We start from the raw sequence: 18831 nt of genomic DNA, 5'->3' as shown, positions 1-18831 counted from the left end.
AAACTGGGAGACGTTATTGCAGTGCTTTTTCAGCAAACAAGTGCTTTATTGGTTTAGCGGCATCAACCACATTTAAACCAATGCCACGGATCAGCTTTTTAACTGGGTTGCTGCCCTCAAACAGCTCTTTTAAACCTTGCATCATTGCAATATGCGTTTGTGCATCGGCTTTTCGTGCCATTTCGTATTGACGCAATAGTTTGCCACTGGCAAATACACTACTTTGGTCATCTGCAACTAACTGTAGTAATTTTGCTACGTCTTTTAAGCCCAAATTCATGCCAAGGCCAGCTAGCGGGTGAATGGTATGCGCCGCATCCCCCATTAAAATAACACGGTTTTCGACCCACTTTCTTGCATAGCGCATTTTTAGTGGGAAACTCAGTCGTTGGCTATTTACACGACATAAACCTAACTCACTATCAAATGCAGCAGTAAGTGCTTTATTAAATTCGCCCTCTTCCATTGCCACTAGTTGTTTGGCATGTTCCGGCGAAGTAGACCACACAATTGAGTGGGTATTTTGCTCAGGTAATGGCAAGAATGCGAGTGGGCCTGTAGGTAAAAACACTTGGCGCGCTGTATTTGCGTGTGGAACTTGGCTTGTTACGGTTGCCACTATTGCGTGATGGTCGTAATCCCAAAACGTAATTGGCATTTTAAATTGGCTGCGAATTGCTGAATTTGCGCCATCGCACGCAATTAACAGCTCTGCCATAACCGGCTCACCAGAAGCAAGGGTAACCAATACTTGTTCATCGGTTTGATGAATGCTGCTATACGGTGTTTCGAACAAAATTTCTAAATTGTCGTTTTTTTCACATTGAGTAATCAGCGCCTGACGGATCACCTCGTTTTCAACAATATGACCAAGCTCAGATAAATCGAGTTCGTTACTAGCAAAGTGAATGCGACCAATTGAATCTTTATCGCGTACATCCATATTTGTGTAAGCAGCTAAGCGCTGTGCTTCAATGCCCTGCCAGATCCCTAGCTTTTCAAAAAGTGCTTGGCTTGCTTTACTAATCGCGCTGACTCGTAAACCAAATTCGTCGCTATCTACCTGAGCTGGCTTGCCTGCATCAATCAATAACACCTTTTTGCCAAGATTAGCTAAGCCTAGCGCTACGCTTAACCCAATGCAGCCACCACCAACAACAATTGCTTGAACCTGTTTCACTAACCTACATTCCCCATCAGTTGTTTTGCTAGTGGCGCTTTTACACGTTTACACTTGGCCATAGCGGTTAAAACAAGACTGCGCGTTAATGCAAACGCGCGATTATCATTAGAAAATCCTCTAACGAGAGCATCAGTTAACCACAACACAGTGTCAACATCTTGATTTCGCTCAACTTGGTATCGATTAAGCAGACTTACATCGCCAATATCTTGTTTTGCTGCAAGTGCTTCAGTCACGAGCTTTTCAAGTAATATCACATCGCGCAAACCAAGATTAAAGCCTTGACCTGCAATAGGGTGAACAAGATGAGCAGCATTGCCTAAAATCGCAACACGATGATGCATTAAACGCTCCGGCTTACCCACTTTAAGAGGATACGCTGCACGCATACCCACTTTGGTGAAAAGTCCCGCTCGATAGCCAAATGATGTCTGTAATTGTGCTATAAATTCGTCGTCTGGCAGTGCTAATAAAGTCTCTTGCTGTTCAGGTTTAACACACCACACCAATGAAAAACGATTTTTCGTCATTGGTAATAGTGCCATTGGGCCTGTTTCTGTAAAACGTTCAAATGCTTTATTGTGGTGACCGTCTGCCACCTCAATATTGGCGATCAGTGCCACTTGGTCATAATCAAGGGTTTCGGTATGAATGTGCAATGGCGCCAATGTTTTAGAATGCGCGCCATCTGCCACCAGCATCAATTTGGTGCTGATCTCAGCGCCTGATTCAAGCGTGAGGTCAACTCTGCTCACGTGCTGTTGGTAAGTACTCACCTTATCTGGGCAGTATAATTCTATACCTTGTGATGCCATCTTTTTATGTAATTGTTGGCCCCATGGTCTTACCTCAACCACATAACCAAGCGCTGGTACTTGATATTCCGCGCTCGATATTTGGGTTTTACCAAAATGGCCGCGATCAGATACTAATACATCGTTTATTGCGGCAGTAAAGTCATTATTGGCATCTAACAAATTAAGTGCCGATAAATATTTAAATGATTCACTTGCCAATGCAATACTGCGGTCGTCAAAGCTTGGTTGACTTTCATCAGTTGCAACAAACGCTTCTATTACGGCGATAGTTAACTTTGGGTTGCACAACTTTAAGCTAAGGGCTGCGCACGCACCAGTTAAACCACCGCCTACAATTACAATGTCGAACATAGCTTTACACCTGAGATTACTGAGCCATTATTGCTTCAATTTCGTCAATCGCTTTTGGCACACTTGCAGTAAGATTTTGATGACCTTGCTCTGTAACGACCACATCATCTTCAATGCGAATACCAATACCGCGGTACTTCTCTGGCGCGTCACTATCGTTAGCAATATATAACCCCGGTTCAATCGTCAGTACCATGCCTGGCGCAAATGGACGGTCTAGATCGTCTAATTTATATTCACCAACATCGTGTACATCTAACCCTAACCAATGGCCTAAGCCATGCATGTAGTAATCTTTGTATTTTTCGTTTGCAATCAGGCTGTCGATATCGCCGTTTAAAATACCTAAATCAACTAATCCTTGCGTTAAAATACGCACCACAACATCAGCAGTTTGTTTTAGGGTATTGCCTGGTTTTACCATTTCAAGTGCCGCTAGCTGCGCTTTTAAGACTAAGTCATATACTTCACGCTGCGCGTCGCTAAACTTGCCATTTACTGGGAAGGTACGGGTAATATCTGCTGCATAGCCATTTAGCTCACAACCAGAATCAATCAGCACTAAATCGCCATCATTGAGTACATCGCTGTTTTCGGTGTAGTGTAAAATATTAGCGTTATCGCCGCCGCCAACAATTGTGCCATACGCTGGGTGGCGCGCACCATTCATTGCATAATGGTGATGAAGTTCAGCTTCTAATTGGTATTCGGTCGCTCCCGCTTTAGCAAATTGCATTGCACGGATATGGCCTTGTGCACTGATTTCACCTGCTTTAGCCATAATTGCAAGCTCAGCATCTGATTTAAACAAACGCATTTCATGCAAGGTGCTGCGAATATCACTAATCACCGTTGGTGCTTTCCAGCCACGCTTTGGCGCACCGCGTAATGTGCTTAACAGCGACCATACTTTGTCATCGAATTCTTTATAAGTGCCTTGTGCGTAATAAAGTGTTTGTTTACCAGACACTAAATCAATCAAGCTGTCGTCAAGATCTGCTAATGTGAATGCATTATCAAAACCGTAGTCTTGTTTTGCTTTTTCAGCACCGATACGACGACCACACCAAATCTCTGCTAATTTATCTTTCTCGCGACAAAATAAGTGCGACTCTGCCGTTTCGCCTTTTACCAGTACGAGTACAGCATCAGGCTCTGGAAATTGCGTTAAATAGAAAAAATCACTGTCTTGGCGAAACGCAAATTCCGTATCACGACTACGTGTTATTTCAACAGCGGCAGGAATAATCGCAACTGAGTTATCTGTCATTGCATCAAGTAATTTACTGCGACGCGCATTTACTTCTTCAACTGAAATTGAAAGTGGATGTGTCATATTACTTCCTACTGCTTAGTGAATGGTGGTGTTAACTGCTGCGTTTTGTTGTTCAATTTTGCCTAGTTCAGCAAAACATAAATGCACCGAAATACGCACATATTCAACTACTTCATGAAACGCTTGTTTATCTTCTTCGCTTTCATCAAAGGTTGTATCCATTTGGTTAATTTCGGTAAAGTCGTGAATTACTTCTTTTACCTCTGCGGATAACTTACCGTAGTCTTTTTGTTTTAAGCCAAAACCCAGTAGAAAACCTGACACCCATGATACTAAAGCGTTTGCTCTGTCATGTAGCGATTCATCTTCGTCTGGCAGGTACAACTCAAATTGCAGTTCTCGATTGTCTAGCGTGCTGCGAATTTGGCTATAAAAGCCCACTAATAACTTCTTCAGATCGCCAGAAAATGCGATGCCGTCATTAAACACATCGCTTAAAATTGTTAGGTATTCTTTATCTTCAATATCAATGCCGCAAGCAAGTAAGCCGGTAATAACGCCGTGTACTTCGCTTGGCATAATAAACAGTTCATTTTGTTCGAGAGTAACTTGAGTTGCTTGATAATCTTGTGACATAACGCGCTATTTGAGTTGCTGTAGTTCAATGATAATGCTAACACTGACGCCCTATTCACGCCATTGTTTTAGACAACAGTGTTGAAAACACACACAATTCGAATACTTTTGCTGCACTTGATCAAACAATATTAGATTTGCACTAGTTATCTCGGCAATATTTCTTATAATAAAGATGTTCCCTCGAGTGTTGGAGAAAGGTTACGTCCCTGAGCCGATAAACTTTTCTTAGGAACTCAGTTCAGATTACTATTGCGCAAGCTCGGCATGTACCGAGAAGCCTACGGTAACTAACTGCGCTCCGCCTTGAGCCTTAGGGTTCAAGGGCTGACACCTGATACCGCACTTTTGGGAACACCTTCCTTGCTTTATGATTTCCCTTTTTATCTTAAGCTAACTTTTTGATTCATAGCTTAAAAAACCAACTTTTTGGTTATACCTCTGTTATTGCACAAATGTTAGAGTTAAAACTCAACTTAAATGCAAAATTAACAACAATAACAATGAAAAACATCAGTGCACTCTTTCTTGCTGTTGCATCTCTTACGTTATCGGGCTGTGGTGGTGACGATAGCAGCGAAGAGAATACGCAAATAGTACTCAACACTCTTCCTACGTTAACTGGCGAGCCAGACAATGCCTTTGTTGGCAAAATGTTCGAGTTTAAGCCAACTGTTAGCGATAAAGACAACGACCTTGTTTCAATAAGTGCGAACAATTTACCCAATTGGTTGACGCTTTCTAACAATATACTCATAGGCACACCAGCCGTGACGGATTTAGGAAGTATTACATTCGAATTGATTGCATCCGATGGCAAAGGCTCATCGACGTATACATACAGCCTTCAAGTCATTGACTCACAAGAAACCAACACAGCGCCTGAAATTTCAGGTACGCCGCCAAACGCATATGAAAACAAAGCATATACATTTGTGCTTTCTGTTACCGATAAAGAAAACGATACACTCACATTTGAGGTTAATAACCTTCCAACATGGCTTTCGTTTGATGAGTCAAATACCACTTTTAGTGGCACCCCATCAGGCGACAATATTGGACAGCACAATAATATCAACCTAACTGTAAGTGACGGCAAGCTACAGAGCGAAATAACCTTTTCGATTACTGTATTAGCCGCCGAACCTACAAATACCGCACCTGTTATATCAGGCACACCTACGAATGCACAAGCTAACTACCCTTACTCATTTATTCCAACCGCAAGTGATGCTGATGGAGACACGTTACGCTTTAGTGCACGTAATCTGCCAAGTTGGGCTGCGTTTAATACTGTAACGGGTGAGATCTACGGGACACCGCACGAACAAAGCGTTGACACCTATAACAATATTGTAATTACCGTTAATGACGGCAAAGATACTGCAAGTATGACAGTGAGCATTACCGTGGATGCTGCGCCAATTATCAATAACCCACCAGAGATTTCAGGTACGCCATCGAATGCGGTTGTAAACACCGCTTACGAGTTTACTCCAACCGCGAAAGACAGCGATGGGGACAGTCTTAACTTTAGCGTGAAAAACTTACCAAACTGGCTAAGTTTCGATAATAAAACGGGTCGCCTATTTGGTACGCCAACTAAGGATAACGTAGCAACGTATTCTAATATTGCAATTAGCGTTTCTGACGGTAAGGCCGAAGCAACACTCATTATTGAGATAACTGTTGAAGCAATTAACAATCTGCCTGTACTACTCACAACAACAGCTAAAACACGAGCGGCTGAGCCATTTAGCCTAGCGCTAAACGTTAAAGACGATGATAACGATACAATCACTATTACCCCAGTTAATTTACCAACTTGGCTTTCGTTTAATCAAAATACTAAAACCCTCGCGGGCAGTGCGAATGATGACAATGTTGGCTCAGAGCAATTAACGTTTAGCTTATCTGATGGTAAAGAAAGTAATACTCAATCCCTTACTTTAGAAGTTGAAAAGAGCTGGCTAACAATTGCCATTGAAACTGGCAATGCCTTGTTTGTTAAGGAAAGCAACACCATCTTAAATGCTGCTATTAGCGAGTTATCGTCACATAAAGCGCGTTTTAACACGATTAAATCACAATTGTTTAAACAAAATGCTCAAGGTGGCATGCTAACCGCAATTGATTGGGACCCAACGCATGACGCTGCGATTTTACAAGGCCAATACCCGTTTAACGATACTGTGCTTTACAGTACCAACTCAAATCAATCTGGCGGGCCTGACAGAGTACTACCAATAGCCATTGCCGGTAGTAAAACTGAAAACACAAGCAGATACCTAGCATACGGTGGCAACCCATTTAGAAACACAGTAAACGACCAAATGCTAACCTTTATGACCAATGCATTTGATTGGCTTACGCAAACATCCACAACCACTAAAAGCCAATTTAATGTGGTGCTAACTCAGCTTGATGAAAGCTACTGGTTTAGAGACCGAAGTTTAACGCGCGCGTGGTTTGATAATAACTACAGCAATGTTTCCTACAACCAAGAGGGTGATTGTGATGGCAGCAAACTGGCTCAGTGTATTGCTGCTAAGCCCGATGTGATTATTATTTCTCGTATGGTACGTGATGATGATAACAAACAAGCCATTTTAGATGCAGTTAGCTCGGCACTTGAACAAGATATCCCTGTAATATATATCCAATACGATGGTGGTATCGGCGATCATGGCCGTAAGCTGTTACAACTGCTAAATATTAGCCATCAAAATGATAATTATTGGTGGAAGCTTTACTTAGGCGACTTTAATCCAAGTACCGTATTTAATACCTTGCCAAGCGATATGGTGGCAATAAATACCCTGCTAAATAATTTTAGAGCAGGTAACTTTAATGTCGATTTATCAAATTGTGAAACGCGCAGTTGCCCTGCAGAATCTAATACTCAAAGCGAATTTTTTGCCGGTGCAGATGCTGTTAAAGCAATGTTTAACGGGTTTGATAGTGAAAAACGGAATATTTTTACAAGTGCTGACTATCGTTTAAATAAACTGCTGATTTTACTGGCTGATCATTATCGCCAAACAGTTAGTTTTCCGATGGATAAAATCACTACTGATACCACCTCATTTTTTAAATCTTTGTATGCCGATTACGCGGTTTACAATGTACGAGATATCAACCCTATTCAGCCAGATATGGGTAACTTTAGTCGCTCAGATTTCAGTCATATAACGCCTGAACATACTTCAGTTACGCTAACTGCAAAACCGTACTTTCGCTCTGCTGGGGTATACGCTATTCCCGGACAAAGCTTTACCGTGACGCGCACCGACAACCAAGATGTATCAACCCATGTATTTATTAATACACTGCGCACTGGCGCAACGCATATATTTAATGAAAATAAATACAACCGACCTTATTTACTACAAACGCAAAGAATTGAAGTAAAACCTAACGAATCAGTCACATTGACATCCAGCTATGGTGGGCCAATTCAAATTGCATTTAATAAAAAAGATGTGGATGTAAGCTTTAGCTTTACCCACATTGGGCGTCACCCGCACTGGCGTAATAAAGCTGACGATGCCATTTTTGCAGAGCGCATGGCAAGCGGCGACTATGACTGGGCAGAAATTGCGACGCCCGGCTTTGAGGTGCATTCAAAACTGACTAAATTAGAAGCCTCACTTGCAGGCAGCATCTGGCCTGTGGCATCTGATTTTGCCAATGCAACATCTCGCTATACTCATAACTTAGTACATGTGCTTGCAGGTTTTAAAGGACCTGGAATTGATGTAGAACCAGAAATACACGACTTTGTAACCACTCGTGGTTTGGACGTTGATACCATCGACATAGTGAAGCATATGAATGCCGACCAACCCACTTGTGGCTGGGGTTGTAGCGGTAACCCGTATGATGCAGGTTGGAACTTTAGCCCTACGGGTCACGGTGACTTACACGAACTTGGCCATGGCATAGAACGCGGTAGCATGCGCTTTGAAGGCTATGGCGGTCACTCAAATACCAACTTTTATTCGTACTTTAGTAAATCAGTTTACGAAGATGAAACAGGTGAGTCTGCAAGTTGCCAAAGCTTACCTTTTAAAGCGCTATTTAATACGCTGCAGCAGAGCAAACTTGATGCCGACCCTGTCGCTTATATGCAAGCTAACTTAACGAAAAGCTGGTCTGAGCATCATGCTATTTACATGCAGCTTATGATGGCCGCACAAGCACAAAAAACGCTAAATAACGGCTGGTTTGTTTACCCGCGCCTGCATATTTGGGAGCGAGAATTTTATCGAGCTGATGATTCAGATAGCGCGTGGGAAGGTAAAAAAGTAGGCTTGGGCTTTGCCAATTATACCCGTTCAGAAGTTGCCAGTATTGCACGCAACGATTGGCTGTTTATTTCATTGAGCCACATTACGCAACTTGATTTAACCAATTGGTTTACCATGTACGGATTCACCGTATCAGATAAAGCGAAAACACAGGTAAAATCGAATGGTTTTAACGAACTAGCAGAAGTATTTTACACAAGTGACGGTACAGGTTATTGCTCGAGTTTAGAACAAACTGAATTACCGGTTGATGGTACACAAACATGGCCACATAACTAACCACTGCAACTCTTTTACAACAGTAACAACAAAAAAAGCCCAGTTATTATAACTGGGCTTTCGCTAACTAACTCCAGGGAAATTAAAAGAGTTAATTATTAGGTTGATATTAGAAACGCTGCGTGTAATTCAACGTAAATACGCGACCACGTACATCATAAAGAGATAACACAGGTTCACGCGGTGAACTAGTTTCGCGTGGTGTATCTTCATCAAGTACATTTAACGCAGCAATTGACACTGTTGCATCCCACGGCGCGTTATAGGTGTACGTTAAGTTGTGACCAGTAAACGAGTCCAACTCATTGGTAACTTGCTTTTCACCGTTATCGTCAACATACGCATTTTCTTGTGCAGAAATGTAGTATGAGTATAGGTTTACAGCATGATCGCCTAGTGACCAAGTAATGTTAGCGTTGATTCTATCTTGTGGACGGTAAACATCACCAAGTTCGTCTTCACCAAGCTCTACACCACCTTCTTCATTAATAAAGCTGGTTTTGTATGCCACCATGTGCGACCAATTTAGGTCAAAATCAAGTTCACCTGCAGCTTCAAAGTCAAACTTACCTGTCAGTGTCATATCAAGACCAGCACTTTCACGTAAACCAGCGTTTGCTAATGGGCTAATAATTTCAGAAACATTGTCACCACGATAAAGAATATCAACACCCGGTAAACGCGCTGAAATTGGTACGTTTTGGCCTTCAGTTTCCCAAATTTGAATTTGCATAATTTGCAGTAATTCATGGTCAATCGTATCTACACGGCCTTCTACATCAAGCGTCCAGTAATCGGCTGAAAGTGACCAACCATCTGAGAACTGCCAAACCACACCTAAGTTCGTATTATCTGATTCTTCTGGCTCTAAGTCTGGGTTACCACCTGAACTTGCCCAGTAAGATGTACGATATTCACAATCGCCAATACTAATGCCATCTTGATAACAGCCAATAAAATCCACTTCGTTTTCAGCATAACCACGTACTACATCGCTGTATAAATCGGTTAATAATGGTGCTTGGAAACCACTGCCTATTGATGCGCGAAGTAATAGGCTATCGATTGGACGGTAACTAATATTTGCTTGAGGGTTAAATGTGCCACCAAAGTCGCTGTAATCATCATAACGAGCGGCTAGTTTCACTTCCATGCCTTCGATAACAGGAATAACAACCTCGGTAAATGCTGCAGAAACAGTACGTGAACCAACACCACCGCTACCGCCGTTACCACCACTTACGTTACCTGCTTCAGCCTGACCATCGATTTTGCTGTAGTAAGTTTCACGGGTATGCGATGCACCAACATAAGTTGACATTGCGCCTGCTGGTAGTTCGACGATATCAAATTGTAAGCCACCGCGAACGGCAGTTTGTGTTGCACGTCGGAACTTATCAAAGTTTGCTGATACTGATGCTGGTGGACGAGATTCAGGGTCACGAGGATCCCAACCTTGCCAAACACCGTCGTCATCAAAACTGCCTACTGAACCTGAAAGCTGAGGCGTACTTGTGTAGTTTGTGCCCCAAGTAAACGCATCATAGCGCGCATAATTAGCACTTAAATCCCAGTAAACATCACCAAAGTTACCGTCAAAACCAACTGCTAAATCAAGCGAGTTGTCATTGTGATCTGCAGTACGGTCGCCCGCTGAATTCATACGGTAGCCAAACCAACCGCCCGCTTCTACTGGCGTTAAGTTAAGTGTTGTACCATCTGATGTGGTAATTGTGCGTGCAGGTAATGCGTCATTTACTGGGAACCATGCTGGGTCACCTGCCGAAACATCGACTGTGTTTTGGTTCATCCACATACCGCGAACAAACATGCTTGTATCTTCAGTTAATGAATAAGTGAAGTTAGCCATTACAGAGTCACGACGCGTTTCTGGTAAAACTTGCGCCGCTTGCGTCCAGTCGTAACCACAAATTGAGTAGCTCTCATCAGATAAACGGGTTAATGGACCGATAAATGTACCAGAACCTTGACCGTTATATACATCACAGTTATTTTCTTGGTTTAGCGATTGCGTTACCCAACCGTTACTCCATTGCTCTAATGCGCGACCTGTTGGGCTAATACCATGCCAGTTATCAAGATAACGTGGATCTAACCCTTCTTCTTTAAGTTGCGCTTTCGCATAAGGTAAGTCAGCGTATAGAACTTGCTCTTCTTTATAGTGCTCCCAAGCAAATACAAACGATGTTTTATCTGACGAACCACCAGCTGTAAACGTATAACGCTGCGAATCGCCGCTATCGATTGTATCTGGCGTTTCAAGTTTTGCTGAGAACTCAGCGCCTTCATAATCACGTTTTAAAATTACGTTGATTACACCCGCTACGGCATCTGAACCGTAAACTGCCGACGCACCATCAGTTAAAATATCAATGCGCTGAATTGCCGCAGTTGGGATCATATTTAAGTTTGCAGAGCCCCCCGTAACTGGTGATTTAGTCAGTCTAACGCCATCGATTAAAACCAAAGTTTGACGAGGATCGGCACCACGCAGTGCAACTTGCGCTTGCGAGCTCCACCCATTGTTTGATGCGCCACCAAATGAGCCAAAACTGTTTAGTGTTGAGTTACGTAAAACATCACTTACTGTTGAAAAGCCCGATAATTCCATATCGGCCGCAGTAATTGAAATAACCGGTGACGCCCCTTCCATATCAACGCGTTTAATACGCGAACCAGTAATTGCAATACGTTCTACTTGTTCTGCTGCTGCATCTTCTTCGGCAGCCATAAGAGCTGGTGCGCCAAGAAGAAGTGAAGAAATCGTGAAAGGCAACAATGCCTTTTTAAAGCCCGTTTGAGAACCCCATTTATTTGTTTTCATTATTTTACTCGCCATTTATAAAAATAATTTACGTACGTGTTACTGATGTGAGAGTTCGTAACACGGGATAATTTATATAAAATATATTGTATACTTTCTACATAAATTAATACTTTTTTACACTTTTGTATACAAAATATTAATAAGAGGTTTATTGATTTGACTGCAATAGTATTTTTAATACTTATTTATCAGTAAGATAGAAAAGGCATGTGATTAAATGTAATCACAAAATATTTTTTTAAAAATAATAAAAAAGGAGCCGAAGCTCCTTTTTATAAATGACGTTTTTGATTAGCGAACCTATTGCATTAGGAACATCAACAGATCTAGTACCAACCAAATATGCGCAAAGTTCTCAAATGTAGCCATTCGAATGCAATAAATTTAAGTACCCTCTGTAAGCTATATTTAGGGCACTAGAGTGACTCGCTACTTAAGCTGTTTGCTGATTTGTCTCTGTTAGTTTTGCGTATCCCGTCTTTAGCTTCTCAACAATTAAGTAATTTACTGGCACCAGAATTAGCGTAATTAACGTGGCAAAAATGATACCGAAGCCAAGTGATACGGCCATTGGAATTAAAAACTGCGCTTGAGTTTGCTGTTCAAACAATAACGGCATTAAGCCACAGAACGTGGTAATACTTGTAAGCATTACTGGTCTAAAGCGCGATACACCTGCAGTTAACACGGCTTCCATAAGTTCATGACCATCATTTCGTCGTTTATTAATATAATCAACCAATACCAAGGAGTCGTTAACCACTACGCCAATTAACGCAAGCATACCGAGTAAACTCATAATGGTTAATTCCATTGCCATTATCCAATGACCTAGCACAGCACCAATCATGCCAAAAGGAATTACACTCATAACAATAAGCGGTTGAATATACGATTTAAAAGGTATCGCTAACAGCGCATAAATGACAAAAAATACGAAGATTAGTGCCCACCCAAGCGAACTAAATGACTCGCGCTGCTCTTTTGCTTCACCTTCCAGTGAATGACGCACGCCAGGGTACTTTGCAACTAAGCCATCTAAAAAGTCTTTTAATTCTGCCTGCAACACGGTCATATTCGTATTGGCTTTTTCAATATCCGCGGTGATATTTACTGTGCGGAAACGGTCAATCCGATAAATGCTCGATGGGCTTTTACCGGGAGTTAATGTTGCTACATGATTTAACGGTACTTGACCACCACTTGGCGTATCAATCAGCAAAGCATTTAATGTAGTTAGCGAACTGCGCTCGCTGAGTGGTAAACGCACCATTACGCGCACATCATCTCTACCGCGTTGAATACGCTGTACTTGAACACCAAAAAATGCATTTCGTACATGACGTGTTACATCTGTACGGGTTAAACCCAGCGTTTTACCCTGCGCGGTAAGCTCCAATTGTAACTCTTGCTTACCATCACTTAGGCTATCTGCGATGTCAAAAACGGTAGGGTACGTTGCCAAATGCTTTTTAACTTGGTCGGCCACTTCCTGCAAAGTAGTCAGTGACATGCCCGTTAGTTGCACATCTATTGGATCGCTTGAACGACCAATTTCGGCTCTAAACGTTAGTGTTTCGGCACCTGGAATTTGCCCGATTAAACCGCGCCATTCGGATACTAATTCGCGCGATCCAATATCAAGAGCGCGAGATTCCGGTGGCGTTATTTCAAAACGCACGCCACCGGTATTTGTTGCCCCACCGCGCCCGCCAGTGGTAGCTAATACATTTATAATAACACTCTCACCGGTATCAGGATCGCGATACTTTTCTCGCAATACCTCTGCTTTATCAGCCATTAAGTCAATGTATTTTGCCGTCACGTTAAAAGGCGTACCTGTTGGTAAAGTGAGGTTTGCACGCACGGTTTCACTCGGAATTCTCGGAAAGAAAATAAATTTAGTCCAGCCGCTCATAATCAATGACAAGATAATAAAAAATACCGCCACAAATAAAGATAATGTGATGCCTTTATTACTCACCGCTTTATTTAGAAAAGGACGATAGTATTTAAAAATTTTACGTTCAAAACCATCAGCAAAGTTCTGTTGGAACTGACTAAACTTGCTTACCTGCCCTTTTTCCTTACGCAACTTTAAGTACTTAAGGTGAGCCGGTAATACAAATTTGGATTCCACCAACGACATTAGCAGAACTGGGATCACAACTACTGGAATTTGCGCAAATAAAGCGCCGCGAGCCCCATCAATAAAAGCGAGCGGTAAAAACGCCGCTACTGTGGTTAAGATGCCAAACGTTACTGGCGTTGCAACTTCTTGTGTGCCTTTTATGGCCGCTTCCTCTCCGGACTCAGAGCCATTTAAGTGAGTATAAACGTTTTCTCCGGTAACAATGGCATCATCAACAACAATACCAAGTACCAATATAAAGCCAAACAGACTCATAATATTGAGTGTGATGCCAAAAAGTGGCATCGCTAAAAATGCGCCCATAAATGACACAGGAATACCAATAAATACCCAAAACGCAATCGCGGGACGTAAGAATAACGTCAATAAAGCAAGCACTAAAATGCCGCCTTGCAATGCGTTTGAGGTCAATGTTGAAATACGATTTTTGACGATAACAGAGTCATCATCCCAGTAACTTAGCTCGTACCCTGCCGGTAATTTGCCTTGCTGACTTTGAATATAATCTTTTACTTTATCAGCCACATCTATCGCACTTTGGTCGCCAATGCGATACACCTCAATAAACGCAGCTTGTTTGCCATTAAAACGCGTACGAACGGGTGACTCTTCAAAGCCATCTTGAATATTAGCCACATCAGATAAACGGATCAGTGAGCCATCTGGCAAGCTCTTTACAATAATACTTGCAAATTCATCTTTGTAATACGCTTGCCCTTTTGAGCGCAGTAAAATATCACCGCCACTTGAGCGTAGATTACCTGCCGAAATATCAGCGCTTGAACGATCAATCGCATTACTAATATCAGCAATGCTTAATTGATATTGACGCAGTTTATCTTGGCTTATTTCGACCGCTATTTCATAGTTACGAACACCGTCGAGTTCAAGTTGGGTTACGCCCGGAATACGTAATAAATCATCGCGAACCTGTTCGGCAAATTCTCGTGTTTCTTTCTCTGAATAATTGCCCGACACAGTTACGTTAATCACATCGCGTTTACGCTGGGCAAGCGATACTACTGGTTTTTCAGCATCACTTGGAAAGGTATTTATAGCATCTACGCGACTTTTAATGTCGGCCAACATATCGCGAGGGTCGTAACCTGAATCGACTTCGATGGTAACTGACGCCGAGCCCTCAGAGGAGCGACTGCGGATTTCTTTAATACCTTCTAAATCCTGCACCGCTTCTTCTATGCGAATAGTGATACCTTGCTCTACATCTTCCGGTGTTGCGCCGCGCAATGACATACTGACGCTAATGCGGTCGGTTTCAAACGACGGGAACACTTCAAGCGGTAATTGTGTTGTTAGCGAAAACAGGCCACCGATTAAAATGCTGATCATCAACAAGTTTGCGGCAACATGATTGCGTGTAAACCAGGCGATCATAGTGCTTTCTCCTGTTCACGCATGGCTTTACGTTCAGCTTTTAATTGCTCTACGGTAATGCCTCGCTGTTTTGCGATTTCTTGTAACTTAGTTACGCGTTGCTCTGAGTCGCGTTTTTTTGCTGGTGCTTCACCAATAACAGCAACACGTGTGCCACTACTTACTTGACCAAGCGGTGTTACTACCAAGCGCTCATTCGCCATTAAACCGGTCGCGACCAAACTCTCACTTTCGCCCTGCCAAGCAAGAGAGATATCTTTTCTTAGTAATTGATTTTCTTTATCCAATACATAAACATAGCTACCTTGATAAATCGCGTTATTTGGAATGACCAAGGCGTTTGGAATTTCACGACCTTTAATAGTAGCGCTAACATATTGGCCAATTTTTACTGGATTTTGTCCAGATATCGGCGTTGAGTATGGGTCTTCAATTTGAGCTACCACATAAAGTTGTTGTGACGCATCATTAATCGCCCCTTCCGTTCTCACTAGGGTGCCTTGCCATGTTTGCTCGCCAATTAAATCAGAAGTGAACGTAACCATACTATTTTGATTGGTTTTTTCACCACTTTGATACACTTCTGGCAAATTTATAAAGGCTAAATCTTTATTATTAATCGGTAATCGAATTTCGACTTTATCGGTGGCAAAAATCTCGGCAAGTTGGGCATTGTTCGACACCACTTGACCAATATCAACATGCTTTTTAAGTACACGCCCAGAAAACGGCGCGACAATTTTTGTGCGCTCAAGTGCAAGCTGTGCTTTTTCAAGCTTTGCTTGTGCCGACAATACATTGGCCTGCTGCGCGGCTAATTGCGGTTTACGTAACACTAAGTCACTGGGTGCATCGCCACTTCCTAAACGTTGCCAATCTGCTAGCGCTTGTTTTCCTCTTGCCTGCTCTTCCACTAACGCTTGTTTTGCCGATAATAAACTCGCCTCTGCAATTTTTACTTCAGCACGATAGTCGCGCTCATCAATGCTGAGTAACATTTGACCCTTTTCGAAAAAGCCACCATCGCGCAAGCTATCGCTGATAAAGCTGATTTCGCCTGACACTTGTGCTACCAAAATACTTTGCGTCCGCGGTTTTACAATACCATAACTTGCCACATGTACTCGGTAAGAACGCGGTTCAATAGTCTTTGCATCAACAATAAGTTGCGCTTGTTTAGCACCGCCAAAACGCTTTGCTGTGGGTGGATTTTTAAAAATAACACTGACGATAATGCCCGCCACAATCAAAATTAAAACTGGCATTACAAAACGTGGGAATCGTGTTTTATTAGTTGGCATTAGCGTTTTCCTTTAATTCTGCGACGTTAAAATCGCCACCGAGTGCAACATGTAAGTCAACACGGTTTGCTATCAGTAAATTTTTTATCGTTATTAAGCTACTTTGTGCGTCAAAAGAACGCTTCTGCGCGTCAAGTACCGTGGTATAACTCACTAAACCTTTCAAGTACTGCTCAAATGATAAGGTTTCAGCAAGCTTAGCGTTATTTGCGGCAAGTAAGGTTGATTCGTACCTTTGCTGCAAATTGCGCTCTGCTGAAATGCCATTTTCAACACTTTGGAATGCTAAATAGAGACTGTCTAAATAGCTGAGTTCTTGTTTATTAAGTTCAAGCAATGCTTTTTCTTCGTTGGCTTGTAAGCGACCCGCGTTAAAGAATGGCGCGGTAAGCGACCCCGCCAAAGACCACGCAACATTGCCACCAGCCAGTAAATCACTAATATCGCTGCTATCTGGCCCAATGCTGCCGGTCAATTTTAAACTAGGAAAACGCTGTTTATGGGCATAGGCCAGCGCCGCATCTTTTGCCAGCAGACCATACCAACTTGCAATAAGCGACGGCTTTCGTGTAATTAACTCTGACGGCATACCAAGTGGAATATCTGATGTTAATAGCGGAAGCTCAGCAGTCACCGAAAGTAAACCCGATGGGTAGTCACCTAGCAGCAACTCTAAATCCCTAATGCGCTCCACTTGCGTATTTTGCTGCGCAACTAAACGAGACTTTTCATTGTTAAGTTCGTTACGTGTTAAGTACACATCCAGTGCATCATTGAGTCCTTGGCGGTAACCTGACTCTATGATCTCTAAATTTTGTTGCGCAAGCACAAGGCGTTCGTTTAGAAGTGCAACTTGATTATTCGCCTCAATTACGGCAAACCAGGCTTTAACGACAGCGGCAACTAATGCTTGTTTTTGCGATAAGTAATCGGCTTCTAATGCCATCACATTTAAATTAGCATTTCGCTCTTTTGCCGATAATTTTCCCCAAACATCTAATTCATAAGATAAATTTAGGTCTAACCCACTACCATTGGTGTAACTGTCTGTAGTTGGATTATAGCGGCGATTACTGGCAAGCGATAAATCAAGTGTTGGCCATAAATCGCTACCAGCCACGATGAGTTGCTGCTTCGAAACGGCAATATCTAACGCCTTTTGCTGCAAACTGCGGTTATTCGCAAGTGCTTTTTCAACCAACTCAAACGCTTGCGTATTTTGCAATTCATTCAACCAATTATCTTTCACCGCCAAGTATTGGCTTTGCGTTTGCCATGCTTCGGGGGCATTTATGTTAGCCCTGTAATCTGACGTTATTTTATTTGTTGTATTACAGCCTACTAATGTTATCAGTAAACCTACAGCGAGATTTACTTTATAAAGCGGCTTCAACCTGTTGCCCATAGTGTCTTCTCACTAGAGAATAAATATCTTCAATATCATAGTTTAATAATTGTCTAACAAGTGTCTCAATAAACTTTACATAGACTTACATTCATTGCTAATACAGAAACACCTGCCAATAAGATCATTATGGCTAACCGTCAAAACTTAATCGAGTACGTGAGAAGTAAATGGATAAGTGAATTTGTCGCTGATAAACGAAAGATCTTAAAATTGATTTAAAACAGAAGCTTATAAAAGTATAAGTTAAAAAGAAGAAATAATTAGAGGGTTTCAGAATAAGTGGTGCCCAGCAATTGAGGCAGACAAAATTGTCAAGAACAATTTTGAACATGCGTAGCATGGCCTGCAAAATATGAGGAAGTATTTTCTCATCGAACTCATACCAATTTTATTAACTACTTTGTCATTCTATCGAGTTAAACGCCTCATTAACTGCGTTAAAAAATTCTTATTTAGAACAACCACATGTTAAATTTTTCGCCTTGTTTATGAACCGTTTCTCTGTCGCAATAAGTGACCTATCAATTAATGCAATTAGTATAATGAGATTTCGCCAAACATTAAATTTCAGACATAAAAAAAACGACCTAAAGGGCAGGGTTTCAGAATAAGTGGTGCCCAGCAATTGAGGCGGACAAAATTGTCAGGAACAATTTTGAACATGCGCAGCATGGCTTGGAAAATACAAGGAGGTATTTTCTCATCGAACAAACGTGAGATTGCGCCAAACACTAAATTTCAGACATAAAAAAACCCCGACCTAAAGGTCAGGGTTTCAGAATAAGTGGTGCCCAGAGGCGGAATCGAACCACCGACACGAGGATTTTCAATCCTCTGCTCTACCGACTGAGCTATCTGGGCGCTTTAATTGTAT

9 protein-coding genes, 1 tRNA gene and 1 other RNA gene are annotated in these 18831 nt (G+C 42.0%); 2 read left to right on the top strand and 9 right to left on the bottom strand.

The genetic code is table 11. The features are described from left to right. Positions 1-13 precede the first annotated feature (13 nt). Genes AN214_RS17370 through AN214_RS17355 form a run of 4 tightly spaced genes read right to left on the bottom strand, consistent with a single transcriptional unit; the run spans position 14 to position 4264 of the window. The gene (locus AN214_RS17370; protein WP_054980884.1) at positions 14-1180 is read right to left on the bottom strand and encodes an FAD-dependent oxidoreductase; all 1167 of its coding nucleotides are present in this window, start codon (positions 1178-1180) and stop codon (positions 14-16) included. After that, entirely contained in the window at positions 1180-2352 is a 1173-nt protein-coding gene (gene ubiH / locus AN214_RS17365) for a 2-octaprenyl-6-methoxyphenyl hydroxylase (protein ID WP_054980883.1), read from the bottom strand. Before ubiH ends, AN214_RS17370 begins: the two co-directional genes overlap by 1 nt. A gap of 16 nt (positions 2353-2368) precedes the next feature. Next, positions 2369-3688 carry a Xaa-Pro aminopeptidase gene (gene pepP, locus AN214_RS17360; protein ID WP_054980882.1) on the bottom strand — a complete coding sequence of 440 codons (1320 nt, stop codon included), beginning with the start codon at positions 3686-3688 and terminating at the stop codon, positions 2369-2371. 15 nt (positions 3689-3703) lie between these two features. Further along, positions 3704-4264 carry a UPF0149 family protein gene (locus AN214_RS17355; RefSeq protein WP_010559630.1) on the bottom strand — a complete coding sequence of 187 codons (561 nt, stop codon included), beginning with the start codon at positions 4262-4264 and terminating at the stop codon, positions 3704-3706. A 176-nt stretch (positions 4265-4440) separates the two neighbouring features. Here AN214_RS17355 and ssrS point away from each other — a divergent pair. Further along, positions 4441-4623, top strand: a non-coding RNA gene (gene ssrS / locus AN214_RS22285) — 6S RNA. A 144-nt stretch (positions 4624-4767) separates the two neighbouring features. Beyond that, complete coding sequence (locus AN214_RS17350; RefSeq protein WP_161805697.1) at positions 4768-8853, top strand: ImpA family metalloprotease; 4086 nt, start codon at positions 4768-4770, stop codon at positions 8851-8853. A 109-nt stretch (positions 8854-8962) separates the two neighbouring features. Here AN214_RS17350 and AN214_RS17345 read toward each other — a convergent pair whose 3' ends face one another. The 5 genes from AN214_RS17345 to AN214_RS17325 form a co-directional block, all read right to left on the bottom strand. Then, entirely contained in the window at positions 8963-11698 is a 2736-nt protein-coding gene (locus AN214_RS17345) for a TonB-dependent siderophore receptor (RefSeq protein ID WP_054980880.1), read from the bottom strand. A gap of 436 nt (positions 11699-12134) precedes the next feature. Continuing rightward, positions 12135-15248 carry an efflux RND transporter permease subunit gene (locus AN214_RS17340; RefSeq protein WP_054980879.1) on the bottom strand — a complete coding sequence of 1038 codons (3114 nt, stop codon included), beginning with the start codon at positions 15246-15248 and terminating at the stop codon, positions 12135-12137. After that, the gene (locus AN214_RS17335) at positions 15245-16549 is read right to left on the bottom strand and encodes an efflux RND transporter periplasmic adaptor subunit (protein WP_054980878.1); all 1305 of its coding nucleotides are present in this window, start codon (positions 16547-16549) and stop codon (positions 15245-15247) included. The genes AN214_RS17340 and AN214_RS17335 overlap by 4 nt, the downstream gene beginning before the upstream one ends. Beyond that, positions 16539-17954, bottom strand: coding sequence for an efflux transporter outer membrane subunit (locus tag AN214_RS17330; protein ID WP_054980877.1), 1416 nt, complete (start codon positions 17952-17954; stop codon positions 16539-16541). Before AN214_RS17330 ends, AN214_RS17335 begins: the two co-directional genes overlap by 11 nt. A gap of 788 nt (positions 17955-18742) precedes the next feature. Then, positions 18743-18818, bottom strand: a tRNA-Phe gene (locus AN214_RS17325). Positions 18819-18831: the final 13 nt, after the last annotated feature.

Origin of the sequence: Pseudoalteromonas sp. P1-9, from assembly GCF_001399975.1 — a bacterium.
Lineage (GTDB): Bacteria > Pseudomonadota > Gammaproteobacteria > Enterobacterales > Alteromonadaceae > Pseudoalteromonas.
This window is presented reverse-complemented; position numbering and strand designations above follow the sequence as displayed.